The sequence below is a fragment of the Arthrobacter sp. BG5 genome, from assembly GCF_056680155.1.
The window spans coordinates 138,138-155,752 of the sequence record NZ_CM155268.1; the positions used below are offsets into that span (position 1 = coordinate 138,138).

The 17,615-nt window shown below is 68.7% G+C and carries 15 protein-coding genes; 6 read left to right on the plus strand and 9 right to left on the minus strand.

Annotation, left to right across the window (positions count from 1 at the left end; all coding sequences use genetic code 11):
* The first annotated feature begins 71 nt into the window (after positions 1-71).
* Entirely contained in the window at positions 72-464 is a 393-nt protein-coding gene (locus AC1MBE_RS00635; protein ID WP_479780088.1) for an RNA polymerase-binding protein RbpA, read from the plus strand.
* Here the strand turns inward: AC1MBE_RS00635 and pgl are convergent.
* The 6 genes from pgl to tkt all read right to left on the minus strand — a co-directional run bounded on the left by pgl (position 417) and on the right by tkt (position 8,713).
* Positions 417-1,235: a 6-phosphogluconolactonase gene (gene pgl / locus AC1MBE_RS00640; RefSeq protein WP_479780090.1), complete on the minus strand. Its 819-nt coding sequence runs from the start codon at positions 1,233-1,235 to the stop codon at positions 417-419. The genes AC1MBE_RS00635 and pgl overlap by 48 nt on opposite strands.
* Positions 1,225-2,166, minus strand: coding sequence for a glucose-6-phosphate dehydrogenase assembly protein OpcA (locus tag AC1MBE_RS00645; protein ID WP_479780092.1), 942 nt, complete (start codon positions 2,164-2,166; stop codon positions 1,225-1,227). Before AC1MBE_RS00645 ends, pgl begins: the two co-directional genes overlap by 11 nt.
* Positions 2,163-3,725, minus strand: a complete 1,563-nt coding sequence (gene zwf, locus AC1MBE_RS00650; RefSeq protein ID WP_479780094.1) for a glucose-6-phosphate dehydrogenase — start codon at positions 3,723-3,725, stop codon at positions 2,163-2,165. Before zwf ends, AC1MBE_RS00645 begins: the two co-directional genes overlap by 4 nt.
* A 15-nt stretch (positions 3,726-3,740) precedes the next feature.
* On the minus strand, positions 3,741-5,390 hold the full coding sequence (locus tag AC1MBE_RS00655; RefSeq protein ID WP_479780096.1) for a glucose-6-phosphate isomerase: 1,650 nt from the start codon (positions 5,388-5,390) through the stop codon (positions 3,741-3,743).
* 6 nt (positions 5,391-5,396) lie between these two features.
* A complete protein-coding gene (gene tal, locus AC1MBE_RS00660) occupies positions 5,397-6,524 on the minus strand; it encodes a transaldolase (protein ID WP_479780098.1) in 1,128 nt (375 codons plus the stop codon).
* Between the two features lie 71 nt (positions 6,525-6,595).
* Entirely contained in the window at positions 6,596-8,713 is a 2,118-nt protein-coding gene (gene tkt / locus AC1MBE_RS00665) for a transketolase (RefSeq protein WP_479780100.1), read from the minus strand.
* 517 nt (positions 8,714-9,230) lie between these two features.
* Between tkt and AC1MBE_RS00670 the strand changes: the two genes are divergently transcribed.
* On the plus strand, positions 9,231-10,193 hold the full coding sequence (locus tag AC1MBE_RS00670; protein ID WP_479780102.1) for a heme o synthase: 963 nt from the start codon (positions 9,231-9,233) through the stop codon (positions 10,191-10,193).
* 613 nt (positions 10,194-10,806) lie between these two features.
* On the opposite strand, the gene AC1MBE_RS00675 is transcribed toward AC1MBE_RS00670, so the two are convergent.
* From AC1MBE_RS00675 to AC1MBE_RS00685, 3 genes are read right to left on the minus strand one after another with little or no spacing between them, the layout of a single operon-like run.
* The gene (locus AC1MBE_RS00675; RefSeq protein ID WP_479780104.1) at positions 10,807-11,754 is read right to left on the minus strand and encodes a COX15/CtaA family protein; all 948 of its coding nucleotides are present in this window, start codon (positions 11,752-11,754) and stop codon (positions 10,807-10,809) included.
* 7 nt (positions 11,755-11,761) lie between these two features.
* Entirely contained in the window at positions 11,762-12,547 is a 786-nt protein-coding gene (locus AC1MBE_RS00680; RefSeq protein WP_479780106.1) for an ABC transporter permease, read from the minus strand.
* Positions 12,544-13,509 (minus strand): ABC transporter ATP-binding protein, encoded by a 966-nt coding sequence (locus AC1MBE_RS00685; protein ID WP_479780108.1) that lies wholly within the window; start codon positions 13,507-13,509, stop codon positions 12,544-12,546. The genes AC1MBE_RS00680 and AC1MBE_RS00685 overlap by 4 nt, the downstream gene beginning before the upstream one ends.
* 114 nt (positions 13,510-13,623) lie before the next feature.
* On the opposite strand from AC1MBE_RS00685, the gene AC1MBE_RS00690 reads away from it, so the two are divergent.
* From AC1MBE_RS00690 to AC1MBE_RS00705, 4 genes are read left to right on the plus strand one after another with little or no spacing between them, the layout of a single operon-like run.
* Positions 13,624-14,478 carry a helix-turn-helix transcriptional regulator gene (locus AC1MBE_RS00690; protein WP_479780110.1) on the plus strand — a complete coding sequence of 285 codons (855 nt, stop codon included), beginning with the start codon at positions 13,624-13,626 and terminating at the stop codon, positions 14,476-14,478.
* Positions 14,478-15,941 carry a Fe-S cluster assembly protein SufB gene (gene sufB, locus AC1MBE_RS00695; protein ID WP_479780112.1) on the plus strand — a complete coding sequence of 488 codons (1,464 nt, stop codon included), beginning with the start codon at positions 14,478-14,480 and terminating at the stop codon, positions 15,939-15,941. The genes AC1MBE_RS00690 and sufB overlap by 1 nt, the downstream gene beginning before the upstream one ends.
* The gene (sufD, locus tag AC1MBE_RS00700) at positions 15,941-17,227 is read left to right on the plus strand and encodes a Fe-S cluster assembly protein SufD (protein ID WP_479780114.1); all 1,287 of its coding nucleotides are present in this window, start codon (positions 15,941-15,943) and stop codon (positions 17,225-17,227) included. Before sufB ends, sufD begins: the two co-directional genes overlap by 1 nt.
* Before the next feature lie 19 nt (positions 17,228-17,246).
* Positions 17,247-17,606: a non-heme iron oxygenase ferredoxin subunit gene (locus AC1MBE_RS00705; protein WP_175323329.1), complete on the plus strand. Its 360-nt coding sequence runs from the start codon at positions 17,247-17,249 to the stop codon at positions 17,604-17,606.
* Positions 17,607-17,615: the final 9 nt, after the last annotated feature.

A 17,615-nucleotide genomic window follows, 5' to 3' on the forward strand; every position in this document is an offset into this window, starting at 1 on the left:
CATCGGGAATTCCCGGACTACACTGTCGCTGGCAAGCACCAATCCACCAGCTGAGTAGCCAGGAGTTCCCGATGCTGCATTCTGCCTCCGGATTCAGGGGCATCCGCGTGGGCGCCATCGCCGGAGCCCCGGCCCGCCACGAACCGCTCGACGGCGGAGCGGGGCAACCCCGGATCTGCGTCACCTACCGGTGCGCCAAGGGCCACGAGACATCGCTGGTGTTCGCCAAGCTGCCGGAGGAGCAGATCCCCGGCGTCTGGGACTGCCGCCGCTGCGGCGCCGCGGCCACCCGCGACGAGGCCCGCTTCGCCCTGGAGGACGAAGCCGCCGAGGGCTACAAAAGCCACCTCGAATACGTTAAAGAGCGGCGCTCCAGCCAGGACGCCGAAGACGTGCTGGCCGGAGCGCTGGAAAGATTACGCGCCCGACGCGCCCTTCCGGACGAGCTGCTCGGGGACGCGTGAGGCCGCGTCCTCGTCAATCAGCCACAGCGTCTGGTAGCGCCCACGCGGCCCAGCTGCCGGCACCTGCACCGGGTTGGCTCCGGCGAGGGCCAGTCCCACCGCGCCGGCCTTGTCATCGCCGGCCACCACCATCCACACCTCGTCGGCCGTGTTGATGGTCGGCAGCGTAAGTGAGAGCCGGGCGGGCGGCGGCTTGGGGGAGCTGCGGACACCGACGACGGTCAGTTCCTTCTCCCGGATGCCTGCCTGCTCCGGGAATAGCGAGGCCACGTGGGCGTCCGGGCCGACGCCCAGCAGCACGATGTCCAGCCGCGGCAGGCTGCCCGGCTGCTCCGGGCGGTCATCGGACATGTCGGCCGCGTGCTCGGCCGCCGCAGCCTCGGCGAGCCGCCGGGCGTAGTCGGCGGCGGCCTCCTCGGGGGTGCCGAAGTCGTCCGTGGAGCCGGGGACGTGGACGCGCGCCGGGTCCACCTCGATGTGCGCGAGCAGGGCTTCGTGGGCCTGGCGGGCGTTCCGGTCGGCGTCGTCGCCGCCGACGAAGCGTTCGTCGCCCCACCAGAAGTTGACCTTCGACCAGTCCACAGCCGGGGCGGCCGGTGACTCCGCGACCGCCTTCAGCGAGCCGATGCCCATCGTGCCGCCGGTCAGCACCACCGTCGCCTCGCCGTGCTTGTCCTGGATGTCCACGAGTTTGGTGATCAGGCGTGCCGCGATCGCGGCCATCAGGACGGTCGAGTCAGGATGGATGCTTACTCTGGGGTCAGCGCTCACTGGGACGGACACTCCTTAGGTTGGTACGGGGCAGTCCCATAGTAATCACTTCGCCAAAGACTTCGTCCGGGTCCAGGCGGCGGAGTTCCTCGGCCAGGCAGTCCTTGAGGCTGCGGCGCGGCAGCGAGATCCGCTGCGCCGGCTGGCCGGGCTGGGTCAGCTCCGCCACGGTGAGCCCGGGCCGGAACAGCTGCACGTCACCGCCCGTGCGGGTCAACCGCACCCGCCGGATTCCGGTGCCGGCCGGATCGGCGACGATGGTCACCGGCGCGTCCAGCGCCAGCGTCAGCCACGCCGCCAGCAGCATGGTGCTGGGGGAGTCCGAGGCGCCTTCGACAGCGACGGCGGTGACCGGCGAGGAGTCCACCTGGTCCAGGACCGCCGCCAGCTGGATCCGCCAGTTGGTCAGGCGGGTCCAGGCCAGGTCGGTGTCGCCGGCCTTGTAGGTGGTGCGGAGATTGTCCAGCGCCGCCAGCGGGTCGGACTCGTTCGCGGAATCCGTAATGCGCCGGTGCGCAATCCGGCCGATCGACGTCTCGCAGGCGTTCCGCGGCGCGCCGTGCGGCCACCAGGCCACGATCGGGGCATCCGGGAGCAACAGCGCGGCCACGAGGGATTCGCTTTCCTCCGCCAGTTCGCCGTAGCCGCGGAGCAGGATGACCTCGGAAGCGCCGGCGTCGCCGCCCACCCGGATCTGGGCGTCCAGCCGGGTCGGCGCCGACGCGCCGGCATCGGCCAGCACGATGATCCGGCACGGGTGCTCCCGGCTGGCCTCGTTGGCGGCCTCGATGGCTTCCTCTTCGAGGCCGGACTTGGTCACCACCACCAGGGTCAGCACCCGGCCCAGGGCGATTACGCCGCCTTGTTCGCGCAGCGCCATGATCTTCTTGGAGATCTTGGAGGTCGTTGTGTCGGGAAGATCTACGATCATGGCCTTCTCCAGGTCCGTCCGTCGCGGGCGAGTAGTTCGTCGGCGGAGGCGGGGCCCCAGCTTCCGGGGGCATACGGTTCCGGCTGTTCGTTCAGGCTGGCCCAGTAGTCCTCGAAGGGGTCCAGGATCTTCCAGGACAATTCGACTTCGGCGTGCCGGGGGAACAGCGGCGGTTCCCCGAGCAGCACGTCCAGGATGAGCCGTTCGTAGGCCTCGGGGCTGGATTCGGTGAACGAGTGGCCGTAGCCGAAGTCCATGGTCACATCGCGGACTTCCATCTGCGTGCCGGGGACCTTGGAACCGAAGCGGATCGTGGCGCCCTCATCTGGCTGCACCCGGATCACCACGGCGTTCTGGCCGAAGTCGTCCTCGCCGTGGTCACGGAACAACAGGTTGGGCGCACGTTTGAAGACGACGGCGATCTCGGTCACGCGCCGGCCCAGCCGCTTGCCGGCCCGCAGGTAGAACGGCACCCCGCTCCAGCGCCGGGTGTTGATGTCCACGCGGATCGCGGCGAAGGTCTCGGTGGTGGAATCGGCCGGGATGCCCTCCTCCTCCAGGTAGCCCTGGACCTGCTCGCCGCCCTGCCAGCCGCCGGTGAACTGCCCGCGCGCCGAGTGGGTGGAGAGGTCGTCCGGCAGCCGCACGGCGGCCAGGACCTTCTCTTTCTCCGCGCGGAGATCGTCCGCGTTGAAGGAGATCGGCTCTTCCATGGCGGTCAGGGCAAGCAGTTGCAGCAGATGGTTTTGGATCACGTCGCGGGCCGCGCCGACGCCGTCGTAGTAGCCGGCGCGGCCGCCCGTGCCGATGTCCTCGGCCATGGTGATCTGGACGTGGTCCACGTAGTTGGCGTTCCACAGGGGCTCGAACAGCTGGTTCGCGAAGCGCAGCGCCAGGATGTTCTGCACCGTCTCCTTGCCGAGGTAGTGGTCGATCCGGAAGACCGCGTCCGGCGGGAAGACGGATTCCACAATGTCGTTGAGCTGCCGGGCCGATTCGAGGTCGTGCCCGAAGGGCTTCTCGATCACGACGCGCCGCCACTTGTCCCCCTCGGCCTGGGCGAGCCCGTGCTTGGAGAGCTGCCGGCAGACCAGTTCGAAGGCTTTCGGCGGGATGGACAGGTAGAAGGCGTGGTTGCCGCGGGTGCCGCGCTGCTCGTCCAGCTCGTCGATCGTTTCGCTGAGCCGTTCAAAAGCGTCATCGTCGTCGAACTCGCCCTGCACGAAGCGGATCCCCTCGGAGAGCTGCTTCCAGACCGTCTCGTCGAACGGCGTGCGGGCGTAGCTCTTGACTGCTTCCTTCACCTCGGCGGCGAAGTCCTCGTTCTCCCACTGCCGCCGGGCGAACCCGACGAGGGCGAAGCTCGGCGGCAGCAGCCCGCGGTTGGCGAGGTCGTAGACGGCCGGCATGAGTTTCTTGCGGGCGAGGTCACCGGTGACGCCGAAGAGCACCAAGGATGAGGGGCCGGCGATGCGGTTCAGGCGGCGGTCCCGCGGGTCCCGGAGCGGATTGCGCCCCCGGCCCGCGGGCTTCAGGCCGCCGTTTTGCGAGAGTGGCATGGTTGCTGTGGTGCCTTAGCTTTCGGTGGAGGACGCTGGGCGGCCGGCAACTGACGTGCCGGCCAGCGAGGAGACGAGCTGCTGCAGCTGGCGGACCCCGGCGGCTCGGTCCGTGAGGTGTAGCCGGAGCACGGGCCGGCCGTGTTGTTCAAGGACCTGCGCATCGCCCGCGGCCTGGGCCGAAATCAGCTCGCCGAAGCTGAACGGACGCTCCGGGATGGCGAGGTCCGTCGCGGCGGCCGCCGTGACCTGCAGGAACACACCGATCGCCGGGCCGCCCTTGTGGAACTGCCCGGTGGAGTGCAGGAACCGCGGTCCCCAGCCAAAGGTGACGGGCCGGCCGCTCAGGGCTGCCAGTTCGTCGCGGATACCCTCGAGCGGTGCGTAGCTGAGCCGGTCGAAGTAGGCCTGGACGCTGAGGTAGCCGTCCGTGCCGAGCTGGCCGAGCAGCGCGCTGACCGCCTCGGCGGCGGTGCCGGCCTGGCCCAGCCAGTCGCCGCCGCGGACCTCGATGGCGCCGTCGGTGAAGCTGGCCGGCGTCGGTTCCGGCTGCGCATCCAGCAGCCCGCGGGCGGCCACCTTGGCGGCCTCGACGTCGGGCTGGTCGAAGGGGTTGATGCCCAGGAGCCGTCCCGCGACGGCGGTGGCAAACTCCCAGGTCATCATCTGCGCGGCGAGGCCGCCGGCGATGGCTGCCTCGTTCGCGCCCAGGTCGACGTCGGCGTCGGCGGCGACCAGCCGGACCACCAGCACGTCCGCGGCGCCTGCCTTCACTTCGGGCGCGTCCGGCCCGGCGACGACCGGCAGCACGCCGGTGCCGAGCTTGCCGGTGGACTCGGCGATGAGCTGTTCGGCCCAGTCGGCGAATCCGACGATCCCGGAACCGTCCTCGGCGATGACAATCTTGTCCCGCAGCGGGTTGGTGCCGCCCAGCGCTGCGCCGAGGGCAAGGCCGATGTTCTCTTCGCTGTCGTCGTTGAGGATTTCGGCGGTTTCCTCGGCCTCGTCCAGGAAGGCCTGGATGTCCACGCCGGCCAGCCCGCAAGGCACCAGCCCGAAGGCGGTGAGCGCGGAGTAGCGGCCGCCCACGTGCGGGTCGGCGTTGAAGACGGCACGGTAGCCGGCTTCGCGTGCGGACTTGTCCAGCGGGGAGCCCGGGTCCGTGACGATGATGATCCGGCTCTTCGCGTCCAGCCCGGCTTCGGTGAAGGCGTGCTCGAAGACGCGGCGCTGCGAGTCCGTCTCCAGGGTCGAACCCGACTTGGAGGAGACCACAATGGCGGTCTCCGCCAGCCGGTCTGCGAGGGCGGCTGCGACCTGCTCGGGGTCGGTGCTGTCCAGCACCGTCAGCTCGACGCCGGCAGTTCCGGCGATCACCTCGGGGGCGAGGGAGGAACCGCCCATGCCGCACAGGACGATCCGGGTTACACCCTCGGCGCGGAGCGCGTCGCGGAGTGCCAGGATGTCCGCCACCAGCGGCTGGGAGACGGTGGCGGCCTCCACCCAGCCGAGCCGGACCGCGGCCTCGGCCTCGGCGTCGGGACCCCAGAGGGTGGCGTCCTTGGCGAAGATCCGGGTGGCGACCCGTTCCTCCAGCAGAGCGGGCAGGTGCTGTTCATGGGCCTGGCGGGCAGCGCCCGCGGCGTCGTAGCTGAGAGTGGTCATGGTGGACTACGCGTCCTTCCGTGCGGCGAGGGCGCCCTCGACGTCGGCCAGCAGTTCCTTCCAGCTTGCCACAAACTTGTCGAGGCCTTCCGACTCCAGCACGGCGACGACTTCGTTGTAGGAGATGCCGAGGGCATCGAGCGCGTTGAGGGTCGCGTTCGCGTCGTCGTAGCCGCGGGTGACCGTGTCACCGGTGATGGCGCCGTGGTCGTAGGTGGCGTCGAGCGTCTTTTCCGGCATGGTGTTAACCACGCCGGGGGCGACGAGTTCGGTCACGTACAGGGTGTCCGGGTAGGCCGGATCCTTGACCCCGGTGGAGGCCCAGAGCGGGCGCTGCGGACGCGCGCCGGCCTCGGCGAGCAGGGCCCAGCGCTCGGTGGAGAAGAGCTCTTCGTAAACCTGGTAGGCCAGGCGGGCGTTGGCGAGGCCGGCCTTGCCCTTGAGGGCCTTGGCTTCCGGCGTGCCGATCGCATCGAGGCGCTTGTCGATTTCGGTGTCCACGCGGGAGACGAAGAACGACGCCACGGAGTGGATCCTGGACAGGTCGTGGCCGTTTTCCTTGGCCTGCTCGAGCCCGCTCTGGAAGGCGTTGATCACGGCGCGGTAGCGCTCGAGCGAGAAGATCAGGGTCACGTTGACGCTGATGCCGCTGGCCAGCGTGGCGGTGATGGCCTCGAGGCCTTCCAGCGTGGCGGGGATCTTGATCAGGACGTTGTCCTTGTTGACCTGGCCGTGGAGTTCCTTGGCCTCGGTGATGGTGCCGGCGGTGTCCCAGGCGAGGCGGGGATCCACCTCGATCGAGACGCGGCCGTCGACGCCGTTCGTCGCGGCGGCGACGGGGGCGAACAGGTCGCAGGCGTCGGCAACGTCGGTGGTGGTGATGGCGAAGATGGTCTCCTCGACGCTGGCGCCGGCGGCTGCCATTTCCTTGATCTTGTCGTCGTAGTCGGTGCCGGCGGTGATCGCGGCGTGGAAGATGCTCGGGTTGGTGGTGACACCAACGACGTTCTTCTCTTCGATCAGCTTGCGCAGCGTGCCGGTGGCGAGGCGGCCGCGGGAGAGGTCATCGAGCCAGATGGAAACGCCGGCGTCGGACAGCTGTTGCGTGGGGGTAGAGCTGGGGGTGTTGTTCATGTGTAACTCCTGAAGTCTGGGGCCGCCGCCGTCGGGTGGGCGGCGGCGGCCCGGAAAGCGTGAAGTTGGGCTCAGGCGGTGAGGCCCGCGAGGGATTCCTTCGCGGCGGCGGTCACAGCCTCGGCGGTGATGCCGAATTCCTGGAACAGGCGCTTGTAGTCGGCGGAGGCGCCGAAGTGCTCCAGACTGATGGAACGGCCGGCGTCGCCGACAAATTCCTTCCAGCCCAGCGCGAGGCCTGCTTCAACGGAGACGCGTGCCTTGACGGAGGCGGGAAGCACAGCCTCGCGGTAGGCGGGGTCCTGCTTGTTGAACCATTCCACGCAGGGCATGGACACGACCCGGGTGGGGATGCCGTCGGCCTGCAGGGCCTCGCGGGCCTCCACGGCCAGCTGGACCTCGGAGCCGGTGGCGATCAGGATGACCTGCGCCCCGGTGGTCCGGCCGTTGGCGGAGGCTTCGGCCAGCACGTAGCCGCCCTTCGCGACCCCCGCGGTCGAGGCGAACGTGTCGGCGTCGGCGTCGCCGGTGCCGCGGGCGTAGGTGGGGATGTTTTGCCGGGTCAGCACAATGCCGGCCGGGTTGCCGTGGTTCTCCAGCATGACCTTCCAGGCCGCCGCGACCTCGTTCGCATCTCCCGGGCGGACAACGTCCAGGCCCGGGATCGCACGGAGCGAGGCGAGCTGCTCAACCGGCTGGTGCGTCGGGCCGTCCTCGCCGAGGCCGATCGAGTCGTGCGTCCAGACGTACAGCGACGGGACGCCCATAAGGGCGCCGAGCCGGATCGCCGGGCGCTGGTAGTCGGAGAAGATCAGGAAGGTGCCGGAGAACGCGCGGGTGGGGCCGGCGAGGCTGATCCCGTTCACGATCGACGCGGCGGCGTGTTCGCGGATGCCGAAGTGCAGCACCCGGCCGTAGGGGTTGCCCTTCCACGCCTCGGTCTGCCGGGAGGCCGGGATGAACGAGGGCGAGCCTTCGATGGTGGTGTTGTTCGACTCGGCGAGGTCCGCGGAGCCGCCCCACAGTTCGGGCAGGACCGGGCCGATCGCGTTAAGGACCTTGCCGGAGGCGGCGCGGGTGGAAACGTCCTTGCCGGCTTCGAAGACCGGCAGGGCGGCGTCGAGGTCGGCCGGGAGCTTGCGGGCCTCGACCCGCTCGAGCAGGGCCGCCGCTTCGGGGTTGGCGGATTGCCACGCCTCGAAGGATTCCTGCCATGCGCTCCGGGCAGCGGCGCCGCGGGCCTGCGCCTGGCGGGTGTGGGCCAGGATCTCGTCGTCAACCTGGAAAGTGCGCTCCGGGTCGAAGCCCAGGACCTTCTTCAGGCCGGCGACTTCCTCCGCGCCCAGGGCCGAGCCGTGGATCTTGCCGGTGTTCTGCTTCTTCGGCGCGGGCCAACCGATGATGGTCCGCAGCGAGATGATCGAGGGTTTGCCCGTCTCGGCCTTCGCAGCGAGCAGGGCGGCGTGGAGTTCCGCCACGTCCTCCTTGTACTCGCCGGTCCGGGTCCAGTCGACCCGCTGGGTGTGCCAGCCGTAGGCCTTGTAGCGGGCCAGCACGTCTTCGGTGAACGCGACGTCGGTGTCGTCCTCGATGCTGATGTGGTTCTCGTCGTAGATCACCACGAGGTTGCCCAGCTCCTGGTGGCCGGCGAGCGAGGAGGCCTCGGACGTGACGCCTTCCTGCAGGTCGCCGTCGGAGGCGATCACCCAGACGGTGTGGTCGAACGGGCTGGTGCCGGCGGGGGCGTCGGCGTCGAACAGTCCGCGCATCCGGCGCTGGGAGTAGGCGAAGCCGACGGCGGATGCCAGGCCCTGGCCGAGCGGGCCGGTGGTGATCTCCACACCGGCGGTGTGCTTGTACTCCGGGTGGCCCGGGGTCAGCGAACCCCAGGTCCGCAGCGCCTCAAGGTCCTTCAGCTCCAGGCCGTAGCCGGAGAGGAACAGCTGGATGTACAGCGTCAGGGACGTGTGGCCGGGGGACAGGACGAACTTGTCACGGCCCAGCCAGTCCGGGTTCGCCGGATCGTGCCGCATCAATTTCTGGAAGAGCAGGTACGCGGCCGGCGCGAGGCTCATCGCGGTGCCGGGGTGGCCGTTGCCGACCTTCTCCACCGCATCCGCTGCGAGTACCCGGATGGTGTCCACGGCACGATCGTCCAGATGAGTCCATGACAGTTCTTGCTCTTCCAAATGTGGCACGTAAACCGGGCCCCTCTCTGTGCTGACGGCCGGCGGTACGTTCTTCCCTCCGGGCGGATTCCCTCGAGGAGCTTTCCCGCCGGGGCACAGGTCGGTGCCCGCTGCGGTTCGTACCAGCCGTTCACCATCGAAACGTTGATCTATCATTCAGTCGCATGCGCAGGGGCAGGGAGCGCCGTTGGGGGCGTCCGCCGGTGCGTGCTGATCTGTCAGACAGCTTAGCCCCATTCCACCTGCCGGGCAGCGTACATCTCACGAATTGGACCGGATTTCGGCTTATATGAATCACCGCGTGCCGCCGCGGCGGTGAGGCGGCGTTAACCTGCCGGAATTCGCGGCGCCCGCCGCGGAACCGGGACGCCGGTGCTGCCACGGTATGATGGTGCGTGGCTACCAATGGGGGAGAGGACATGCCTGTGCGCCGCGCGTGGACCCCCTCCGAATGCAGTGCGGCCGCTTTAGCACGCACTGCGATGACCAGCCGGACTGAACAGCCAGACAGAACAGAGTGACTGCCACCGTGAGCACAACAGATACGCCGCTTAATGCCGCACAGGCCCCAGGCCGGATCGGCTTCGCCCGCAAAGCCAAGGCCTACCTGGCGCTCACGAAACCCCGGGTGATCGAGCTCCTGCTGGTCAGTACCCTGCCCACCATGATCTACGCCGAGCGCGGCTTCCCGTCCCTGGGCCTGATCCTGGCAACACTCGTGGGCGGCGCCTTCGCCGCCGGCAGCGCCGGCTCCTTCAACTGCTATATCGACCGGGACATCGACAAGCTCATGCACCGGACCGAGAACCGGCCGCTGGTCACGGGCGAGGTGACGCCGCGGGAAGCGCTGGTGTTTTCCTGGCTCCTCGGCGCCGCTGCCATCGCGATTCTCTGGTTTGGCGCCAACCCGCTTTCGGCCTGGCTGGGGCTCGGCGCCATCGTGTTCTACGTCGTGATCTACACCATGATCCTCAAGCGCCGCACCGCGCAGAACATCGTCTGGGGCGGGGCCGCCGGCTGCTTCCCGGTGCTGATTGCCTGGGCCGCGGTGACCAACACGGTGGAGTGGCCCGCCGTCGTGCTCTTTATGGTGATCTTCCTCTGGACCCCGCCGCACTACTGGCCGCTGTCCATGCGCTACGGCGAGGACTACCGCAACGCCAACGTGCCGATGCTCGGTGCGATCGCCGGCGCCAAGGTCGTGTCCGTGCAGGTCGTCCTGTACGCCTGGGCCATGGTTGCCTGCTCGCTGCTGCTGATCCCGGTCGGCGGGGCCGGCTGGGTCTACACCGTCACCGCAGTCGCCGCGGGCGCCTGGTTCCTGTACGAATCGCACGCCCTTTACAACCGGGCCCAGGGCGGCGACGTGTCCAACAAGGGCGCCATGAAGGTCTTCCACGGCTCCATCAGCTACCTCACCCTGCTCTTCCTCGCGCTGGCCGTCGACCCGTTCATCGGGTCCGCCATCGTCGGCGGCTAAGCAGCGCCCCCGGGGCAGCGCCCGCACGGACGCTTACTGCCCGGGCCGGAGCGGTTGCGGCGGCAGACCGTGTGGCCAGTGAACTACTGCTGCAGGTCCCTCGCAACGAACTTCCCGCTCTCAACGGGTGTCTCCGCGTAAAACCTTGCGCAGCCGAGTGGCTCGGGGGAAAGAACGACGTCGGCTCGGTCTGGAACGCCCTCGCCGTGGACCCGTTGGTCAGCTCCGACATCGCAGCCGGCCGACCGGGCAGCCTCCTGGGCTAACGGGCGCCGTCCCTGACCTGCCCCATCGAGGGCGCGTGCATTCCCGGGGCACATCTGGTGCGGACACGCCGTAAACCAGCCGTCGTCGTCGGAAATGGCAGCCAAAGTGCCCCCGGACGAAGCCATCAGTCACTGGGACGCGGCAGCCGGGGACCTTGGCCCACTCCGCTGAGGAGCCAGTCCACAATGGCTTCCGGCTCGGCGCCGACCAGCGGTCCGGGGCCACATTGGCGCGGACACGCCGTAAAACCAGCCCATCGTCGTCGGCAATGGCAGCCAAAGTGCCCCCGGACGGCGGCGCCTCCGAGCCAGCGACTGAGGAACGTCAGCAGCCTGCGATTGGGGAGCTAGTTCTTGACCGGGCTGCTGCGCGCGATGTCCGCGGCGTTGGTGGACGCGATCATCAGCAGCGCCGCGCCGAGCATGTGCGCGCCGACGAGCAGCGCCGGGATGCCGTTGTAGTACTGCGTGAAGCCGATCGCAGCCTGCAGCACGGTAACGCCCAGCAGCGCGAACACGGCGGTACGGAACGAGCCGGTGATGCGGCCGCGGAGCACCAGGAACACACCGAACAACGCCCCTGCGGTGACGAGGTACGCCGGGACGGCGTGGATGTGCGAGAAGAGGTCCCAGTCCAGGTTGTTGCGCGGCGCGTTCGCGTCGCCGGCGTGCGGGCCCGCGCCGGTCACGACGACGCCGAGGCAGACGGCGACGGCGGAGAACACGGCGACGGCGCCCAGCACCGGCCGGGCGGCGCCCGGCAGTGCGGGAAGGTCACGGGTGCGGAAGGCGCCGGTCCGCCCATAGGCGCGGTTGACGAGCAACGTCGCGACGACCACGAGGGTCATCGAGACCAGGAAGTGCAGCCCCACTACCCACGGGTTCAGCCGGGTCAGGACGGTGATGCCGCCGATGACGGCCTGCGCCGGGATGCTGGCCAGCAGGCCCAGCGCCAGCAGGAACAAGTCCCGGCGTTCGCGGCGCAGGTTCCACAGGTACACCAGCATCATCACCGCGACGGCGGCCAGCGCGAAGGTCAGGAGCCGGTTGCCGAACTCGATGATGCCGTGGATGCCCATCTCCGGCGTGTTCACGAGCGAACTGTCGGTGCAGCGCGGCCAGGTGGGGCAGCCCAGGCCGGAAGCGGTGAGGCGGACCGCGCCGCCGGTGACCACCAGCACGGTCTGGCCGACCAGCGACAACACGGCCAGCCGGCGGACCGTCTTGTCGACGGTGCCGGGCAGCCGGGAGGAAATCCGGGACACGATCCGGGAAGGGCGGGACGCCGTACTCACAGTTTTCTCAATTCCACTTGAACCAACGGGTTGCTGCGGCGCCGGCGATCGCCGTCCAGAGCAGCAGGACAAACACGGCGGCCAGGTTGACGCTGCCGTGCAGGAAAGCATCCCGCAGCGCCTGGCCCAGCGCGCCGGAGGGAAGGAAATGCACTATCGCCTGGGCAAGGGCGGGGAGGCGTTCGGCCGGAATGACGATGCCGCCGAGCGCGCCGAGCAGGATCCACAGCAGATTGGTGATCGCCAGGGTGGCCTCCGGACGCACCGTGCCCGCGACCAGCAGGCCGAGGGCGGTGAATGCCGCGGCGCCGAGCACCAGCAGCGCCAGTCCGGGGAGGATCCCCGGCGCAGAGGGCTGCCAGCCCAGCGGCAGGGCGACGGCGGTCACCACCAGGACCTGCAGCAGCAGCACGGCGAGTACCGCCAGTACCTTGCCCAGGATCAGCCCGGTCCGGCCCAGCGGGGTAGTGGAGAGGAAGCGCAGTACCCCATACCGGCGGTCGAAGCCGGTGGAGATGCCCTGCCCGGTGAAGGCCGTGGACATGGCGCACAGGGCCAGGATGCCCGGCACCGCCACGTTGATCCGGCTGGAACCGAGGCCGTCCAACAGCGGTGTGACCGTCAGCCCGACCAGGGCCAGCAGCGGCAGGATGACCGCGAGGATCAGCTGCTCGCCGTTGCGGAGCATGGTGACAGTCTCGTACCCGCCCTGGAGCAGGATCCGGCGGACCAGCGAAGCGGGGGCACTGCCCAGCGGGGTGCGGGCTGTTGTGCCGGCGGGCGTGGAGCTCATCGGATCTCCCTTCCGGAGATGTCGAGGAAGACGTCCTCGAGGCTGCGGGCGGCCAGGCTCATGGACGCGGGCATTATGCCCCGTTCGGCCCACCAGGCCGCGACGGCGGCGAGGTCGGCGGGGGTCAGCGCGCCGGTGGCGCTGTAGCTGCCGGCCCGCGTCTCGCGGATCTCGACGTCGGCGGGCAGTACGCCGGCCAGGTCCAGCCCGGGCGCCGCCTCGAAGAGCAGCGTCCGGATATGCTGTTCGCCTTCGGTCGCCAGCTCGTGGTTCAGCAGCTGCGCGACGGTGCCTTCGGCGACGTTCCGGCCGGCGTCGATGATGTAGACGTAGTCGGCCAGGCGCTGCGCGTCGTCCATCAGGTGCGTGGTGAGGACAATGCCCATTCCGCGGTCCCGCAGCTCGCCGACCAGCTCGAAGACCAACTGGCGGGACTGCGGGTCCAGGCCGGCGCTCGGCTCGTCGAGGAAGAGCACCTCGGGACGGCCCACCAGGGCCGCGGCGAGGGCCAGCCGCTGCTTCTGGCCGCCGGAGAGGCGCCGCACGGACGTGCGGCTGAACGCGTCGATACCCAACCGCTCCACCAGCTCATCCACCGGCCACGGGTCCTGGTACATGCCGGCGATGTGCCTGAGCAGCGGGATGGGACGGGCCGACGGCGGCAGCCCGCCGTCCTGGAGCATCACGCCGACGCGGGAGCGCAGCTCCGCGCCGGCCGTGTCCGGATCCTGGCCGAGCAGGCTGATACTGCCGCCGGTGCGTTTCTGCAGGCCCTGGGCGCATTCGATGGTGGTGGTCTTGCCGGCGCCGTTGGCGCCCAGCAGGGCGGTGACCTGGCCACGCTCGGCCACGAGGGAGAGCCCGCTGACCACCCGCAGCATTTTGCCGTCAAGGCTGGGCAGGGGACCTACATCCTTGATGAGCCCGCTGATGGTCAGGGCGGGGGATTCGGGAGATCGCACCACAGCATTCTACGCGATGTAGTAGGCCCGGCCCCGATCTTCGGCGGGCTCCAGGAAAGCCATGCCTTACTGGATCGAGGGACTAAATTACGACATGATTGTGTTGTGTATTCCATGAGCCCAACTACTTCCGCCGTGCCTGCCGTGCGCGCGGGGTCACGTGAGGCTGCCGGGCCCGCGGCAGTGCCTGTTGCGGTGCCGCCGGCAGCGCCGTCGGCACACGCCGCGGACGCCGAGGAACGCACCCGGGACCGCGTGCTCGCCGCAGTGCTGGAACACGGCCCGATCAGCGCCGCCGAACTCGGTGAGCTGCTGGGATTCACCCCCGCCGCGGTCCGCCGCCACCTGGACCACCTGTCACGCCACGGCGTGATCGAGGTCAAGCGTGTGGCCCGCGCGGGGGCCGGTGCCGGCCGCCCGGCCCGCCGCTACGTGCTCAGCTCGCAGGGCCAGTCCACGCTCGGGAACGACTACCTCGATATCGCCAGTTCCGCCCTGCGGCGGCTCGGCGAAACGGCCGGCTCCGACGCCGTGCGGGAGTTCGCAGTCGAGCGCTTCGCCGAGATGGAACGCCGCTACGCGCCGGAAATCGAGCAGGCGGGGACCGACATCACCGCACGAGCCCAGGCGCTGTCCGAGGCCCTGAGCCGCGACGGGTTTGTCGCCTCGGCACAGTCGATCGAGGCCAAGGCCCCGCTTCCGGCGGCCCTCTCCAGCGTCCAGCTGTGCCAGGGGCACTGCCCCATCCAGCAGCTCGCCGCCCAGTTCCCCGTCTTCTGCGATGTGGAGACCGAACTGTTCTCCCGGCTGGTCGGCGTCGACGTGCGCCGGCTCTCCACGCTGGCGCGCGGCGGCCACGTCTGCACCACCCACATACCTACGGGCCGTCCGGCCGCCGTCGGGGCTACCAGCCCTGCGTGCCCGGGCAACCCGGACGAAGTATCCAACCATCTGCAAGAAAGGCCGTGATGACGGACCAACTATCAGAGAAGAAGGTTGCTGAATCCACTGTGATCTCGGAGATTCTGGAAAAGAATCCCGAGCTCCACGGAATCGGCACCTACGAATACGGCTGGGCCGACAAGAACGACGTCGGCGCCAACGCCCGCCGTGGTATCAATGAGGACGTCGTACGTGACATCTCGGCCAAGAAGAACGAGCCGGAATGGATGCTCGACCTCCGCCTCAAGGGCCTGAAGTACTTCGACCGGAAGCCCATGCCCACCTGGGGCGCGGACCTGTCCGGCATCGACTTCGACAACATTAAGTACTTCGTGCGGTCCACCGAGAAGCAGGCCGCCACCTGGGAGGACCTGCCCGAGGACATCCGGAACACCTACGAGAAGCTGGGCATCCCGGAAGCCGAGCGCAGCCGCCTCGTCTCCGGGGTCGCCGCCCAGTACGAGTCCGAGGTTGTCTACCACCAGATCCGCGAGGACCTGGAAGCCCAGGGCGTCATCTTCCTGGACACGGACACCGCGCTGCGTGAGCACCCGGAGATCTTCCAGGAGTACTTCGGCACCATCATCCCGGTTGGCGACAACAAGTTCGCCTCGCTGAACACGGCCGTGTGGTCCGGCGGCTCCTTCGTGTACGTGCCCAAGGGCGTCCACGTGGACATCCCGCTGCAGGCCTACTTCCGCATCAACACCGAAAACATGGGCCAGTTCGAGCGGACCCTGATCATTGCGGACGAGGACTCCTACGTCCACTACATCGAGGGCTGCACCGCACCGATCTACACTTCGGATTCGCTGCACTCCGCCGTCGTGGAGATCATCGTGAAGAAGGGCGCCCGCGTCCGCTACACGACCATCCAGAACTGGTCCAACAATGTGTACAACCTGGTCACCAAGCGCGCCATCTGCGAAGAGGGCGCCACGATGGAGTGGATCGACGGCAACATCGGCTCCAAGGTCACCATGAAGTACCCGGCCGTCTACCTTGTCGGTGAGGGCGCGAAGGGCGAGACTCTTTCGATCGCGTTCGCCGGCGAAGGCCAGCACCAGGACACCGGTTCGAAGATGGTGCACATCGCGCCGAACACGAAGAGCTCGATCATCTCCAAGTCCGTGGCCCGCGGCGGCGGCCGCGCCGCCTACCGCGGCCTGGTCCAGGTCCGCGAAGGCGCCAAGCATTCGGCCAACACGGTCCGCTGTGATGCGCTGCTGGTGGACACCATCAGCCGCTCGGACACCTACCCGTACATCGACATCCGCGAGGACGACGTCACCATGGGGCACGAGGCCACGGTCTCGCGCGTCAGCGAAGAGCAGCTGTTCTACCTGATGTCCCGCGGCATGCGCGAAGACGAGGCCATGGCGATGATCGTGCGCGGCTTCATCGAGCCGATCGCCCGTGAACTGCCGATGGAATACGCCCTTGAGCTGAACCGCCTGATTGAACTGCAGATGGAAGGATCGGTCGGTTAATGACTGACATCACTACTGAAAAGGCCCGCATCGGCGCGCCCTCATCGAAGCCGTTCATTGACGGGTTCACCGAGGAAGGCGAAAGCCTCTCGCCGCTGAACTCCGCCGAGTCGAAGGCCCCGCTGGCCGGCGAGGCCGTCAAGGCGCACTCGCACGGCGGCGGCGTCGGCGTCCCGGACAGCTCGCGCGCCGGCCGCCTGACCTCCTACAAGCTGGCGGATTTCAAGCCGCTGACCGGCATGGAGGAAGACTGGCGGTTCACCCCGCTCAAGCGGCTCCGCGGCCTGCACACCGAGGTCCTGAACGGCGCCGCGCCGTCCGTGGCCGTCACCGGCCCGGAGAGCGTCCGGGTTGAAACCGTCGGCCGCGACGATGCCCGCATCGGCTCCGCAGCCATCCCGGAGGACCGGGTTTCGGCCAACGCCTGGGAGAACTTCACCGAGGCCACCGTCATCACGGTGCCCGCCGAAGTCCAGGCCGTCGGCGAGGTCAGCGTGGTGCTGACCGGCCAGGGCGACGCGGCGTCCGCGCAGCACATCGTGATCATCGCGGAGAAGTTCTCCAAAGCCGTTGTTGTGCTGGACCACCAGGGCACCGCCGTCGTCTCGGAAAACATCGAAATCCTGGTCGAGGACGGCGCGCAGCTGACCGTCATCTCGCTGCAGGAATGGAACGACGACGCCGTGCACGCCTCCTCCCAGCAGGCGAAGCTCGGCCGCGACGCCAAGTTCAAGCACATCGTCGTCAGCCTCGGCGGCGACCTGGTCCGGGTGACGCCGTCGGCCCGCTTCACCGCCCCCGGCGCCGAAGCGGAAATGTTCGGCCTGTACTTCGCCGACGCCGGACAGCACCTCGAGCAGCGCCTGTTCGTGGACCACGCGGTTCCCAACTGCAAATCCAACGTGCTCTACAAGGGCGCCCTGCAGGGCCGGAACGCGCACACCGTCTGGGTGGGTGACGTCCTGATCCGCAAGGAAGCCGAAGGCACCGACACGTACGAGGCCAACCGCAACCTGGTCCTCACCGACGGCGCCCGCGCGGATTCCGTGCCCAACCTCGAGATCGAGACCGGCCTGATCGCCGGCGCCGGCCACGCCAGCGCCACCGGCCGTTTCGACGACGAGCACCTGTTCTACCTGATGGCCCGCGGCATTCCGGAAAAGGTGGCCCGCCGCCTGGTGGTCCGCGGATTCCTGAACGAGATCATCCAGCAGATCAAGGTTCCAGTCATCGAGGATCGCCTCACGGCCGCCGTCGAGCGCGAGCTCGCCGCCACGGACCACTAGAGAAGTACGGGGCAAAAACATGACGGAACAGCCAAAAGGCGAGCTGGTCTGCAGCGCGAGCGAGATCCAGGTCAAGCAGGCGCTGCGGATCCTGATCGACGACTACCCGGTAGCGGTCGTCAAGGACTCGATGGGGGAGATCCACGCCATCGGTGACACCTGCTCGCACGCGGACATCTCACTCTCCGAGGGCGAGGTGGAAGGCTGCAAGATCGAGTGCTGGGGCCACGGCTCCCAGTTCGACCTGCGTAGCGGCCAGCCGCTCCAGCTGCCCGCCTACGATCCCGTGCCGGTCTTTGCCGTCACCATCCAGGATGACGACGTCTATGTGGACGTCAGCACCATCCTGAACGGCGCCGAGGCTCCGAACTTCAGCTGACCGCGGGGG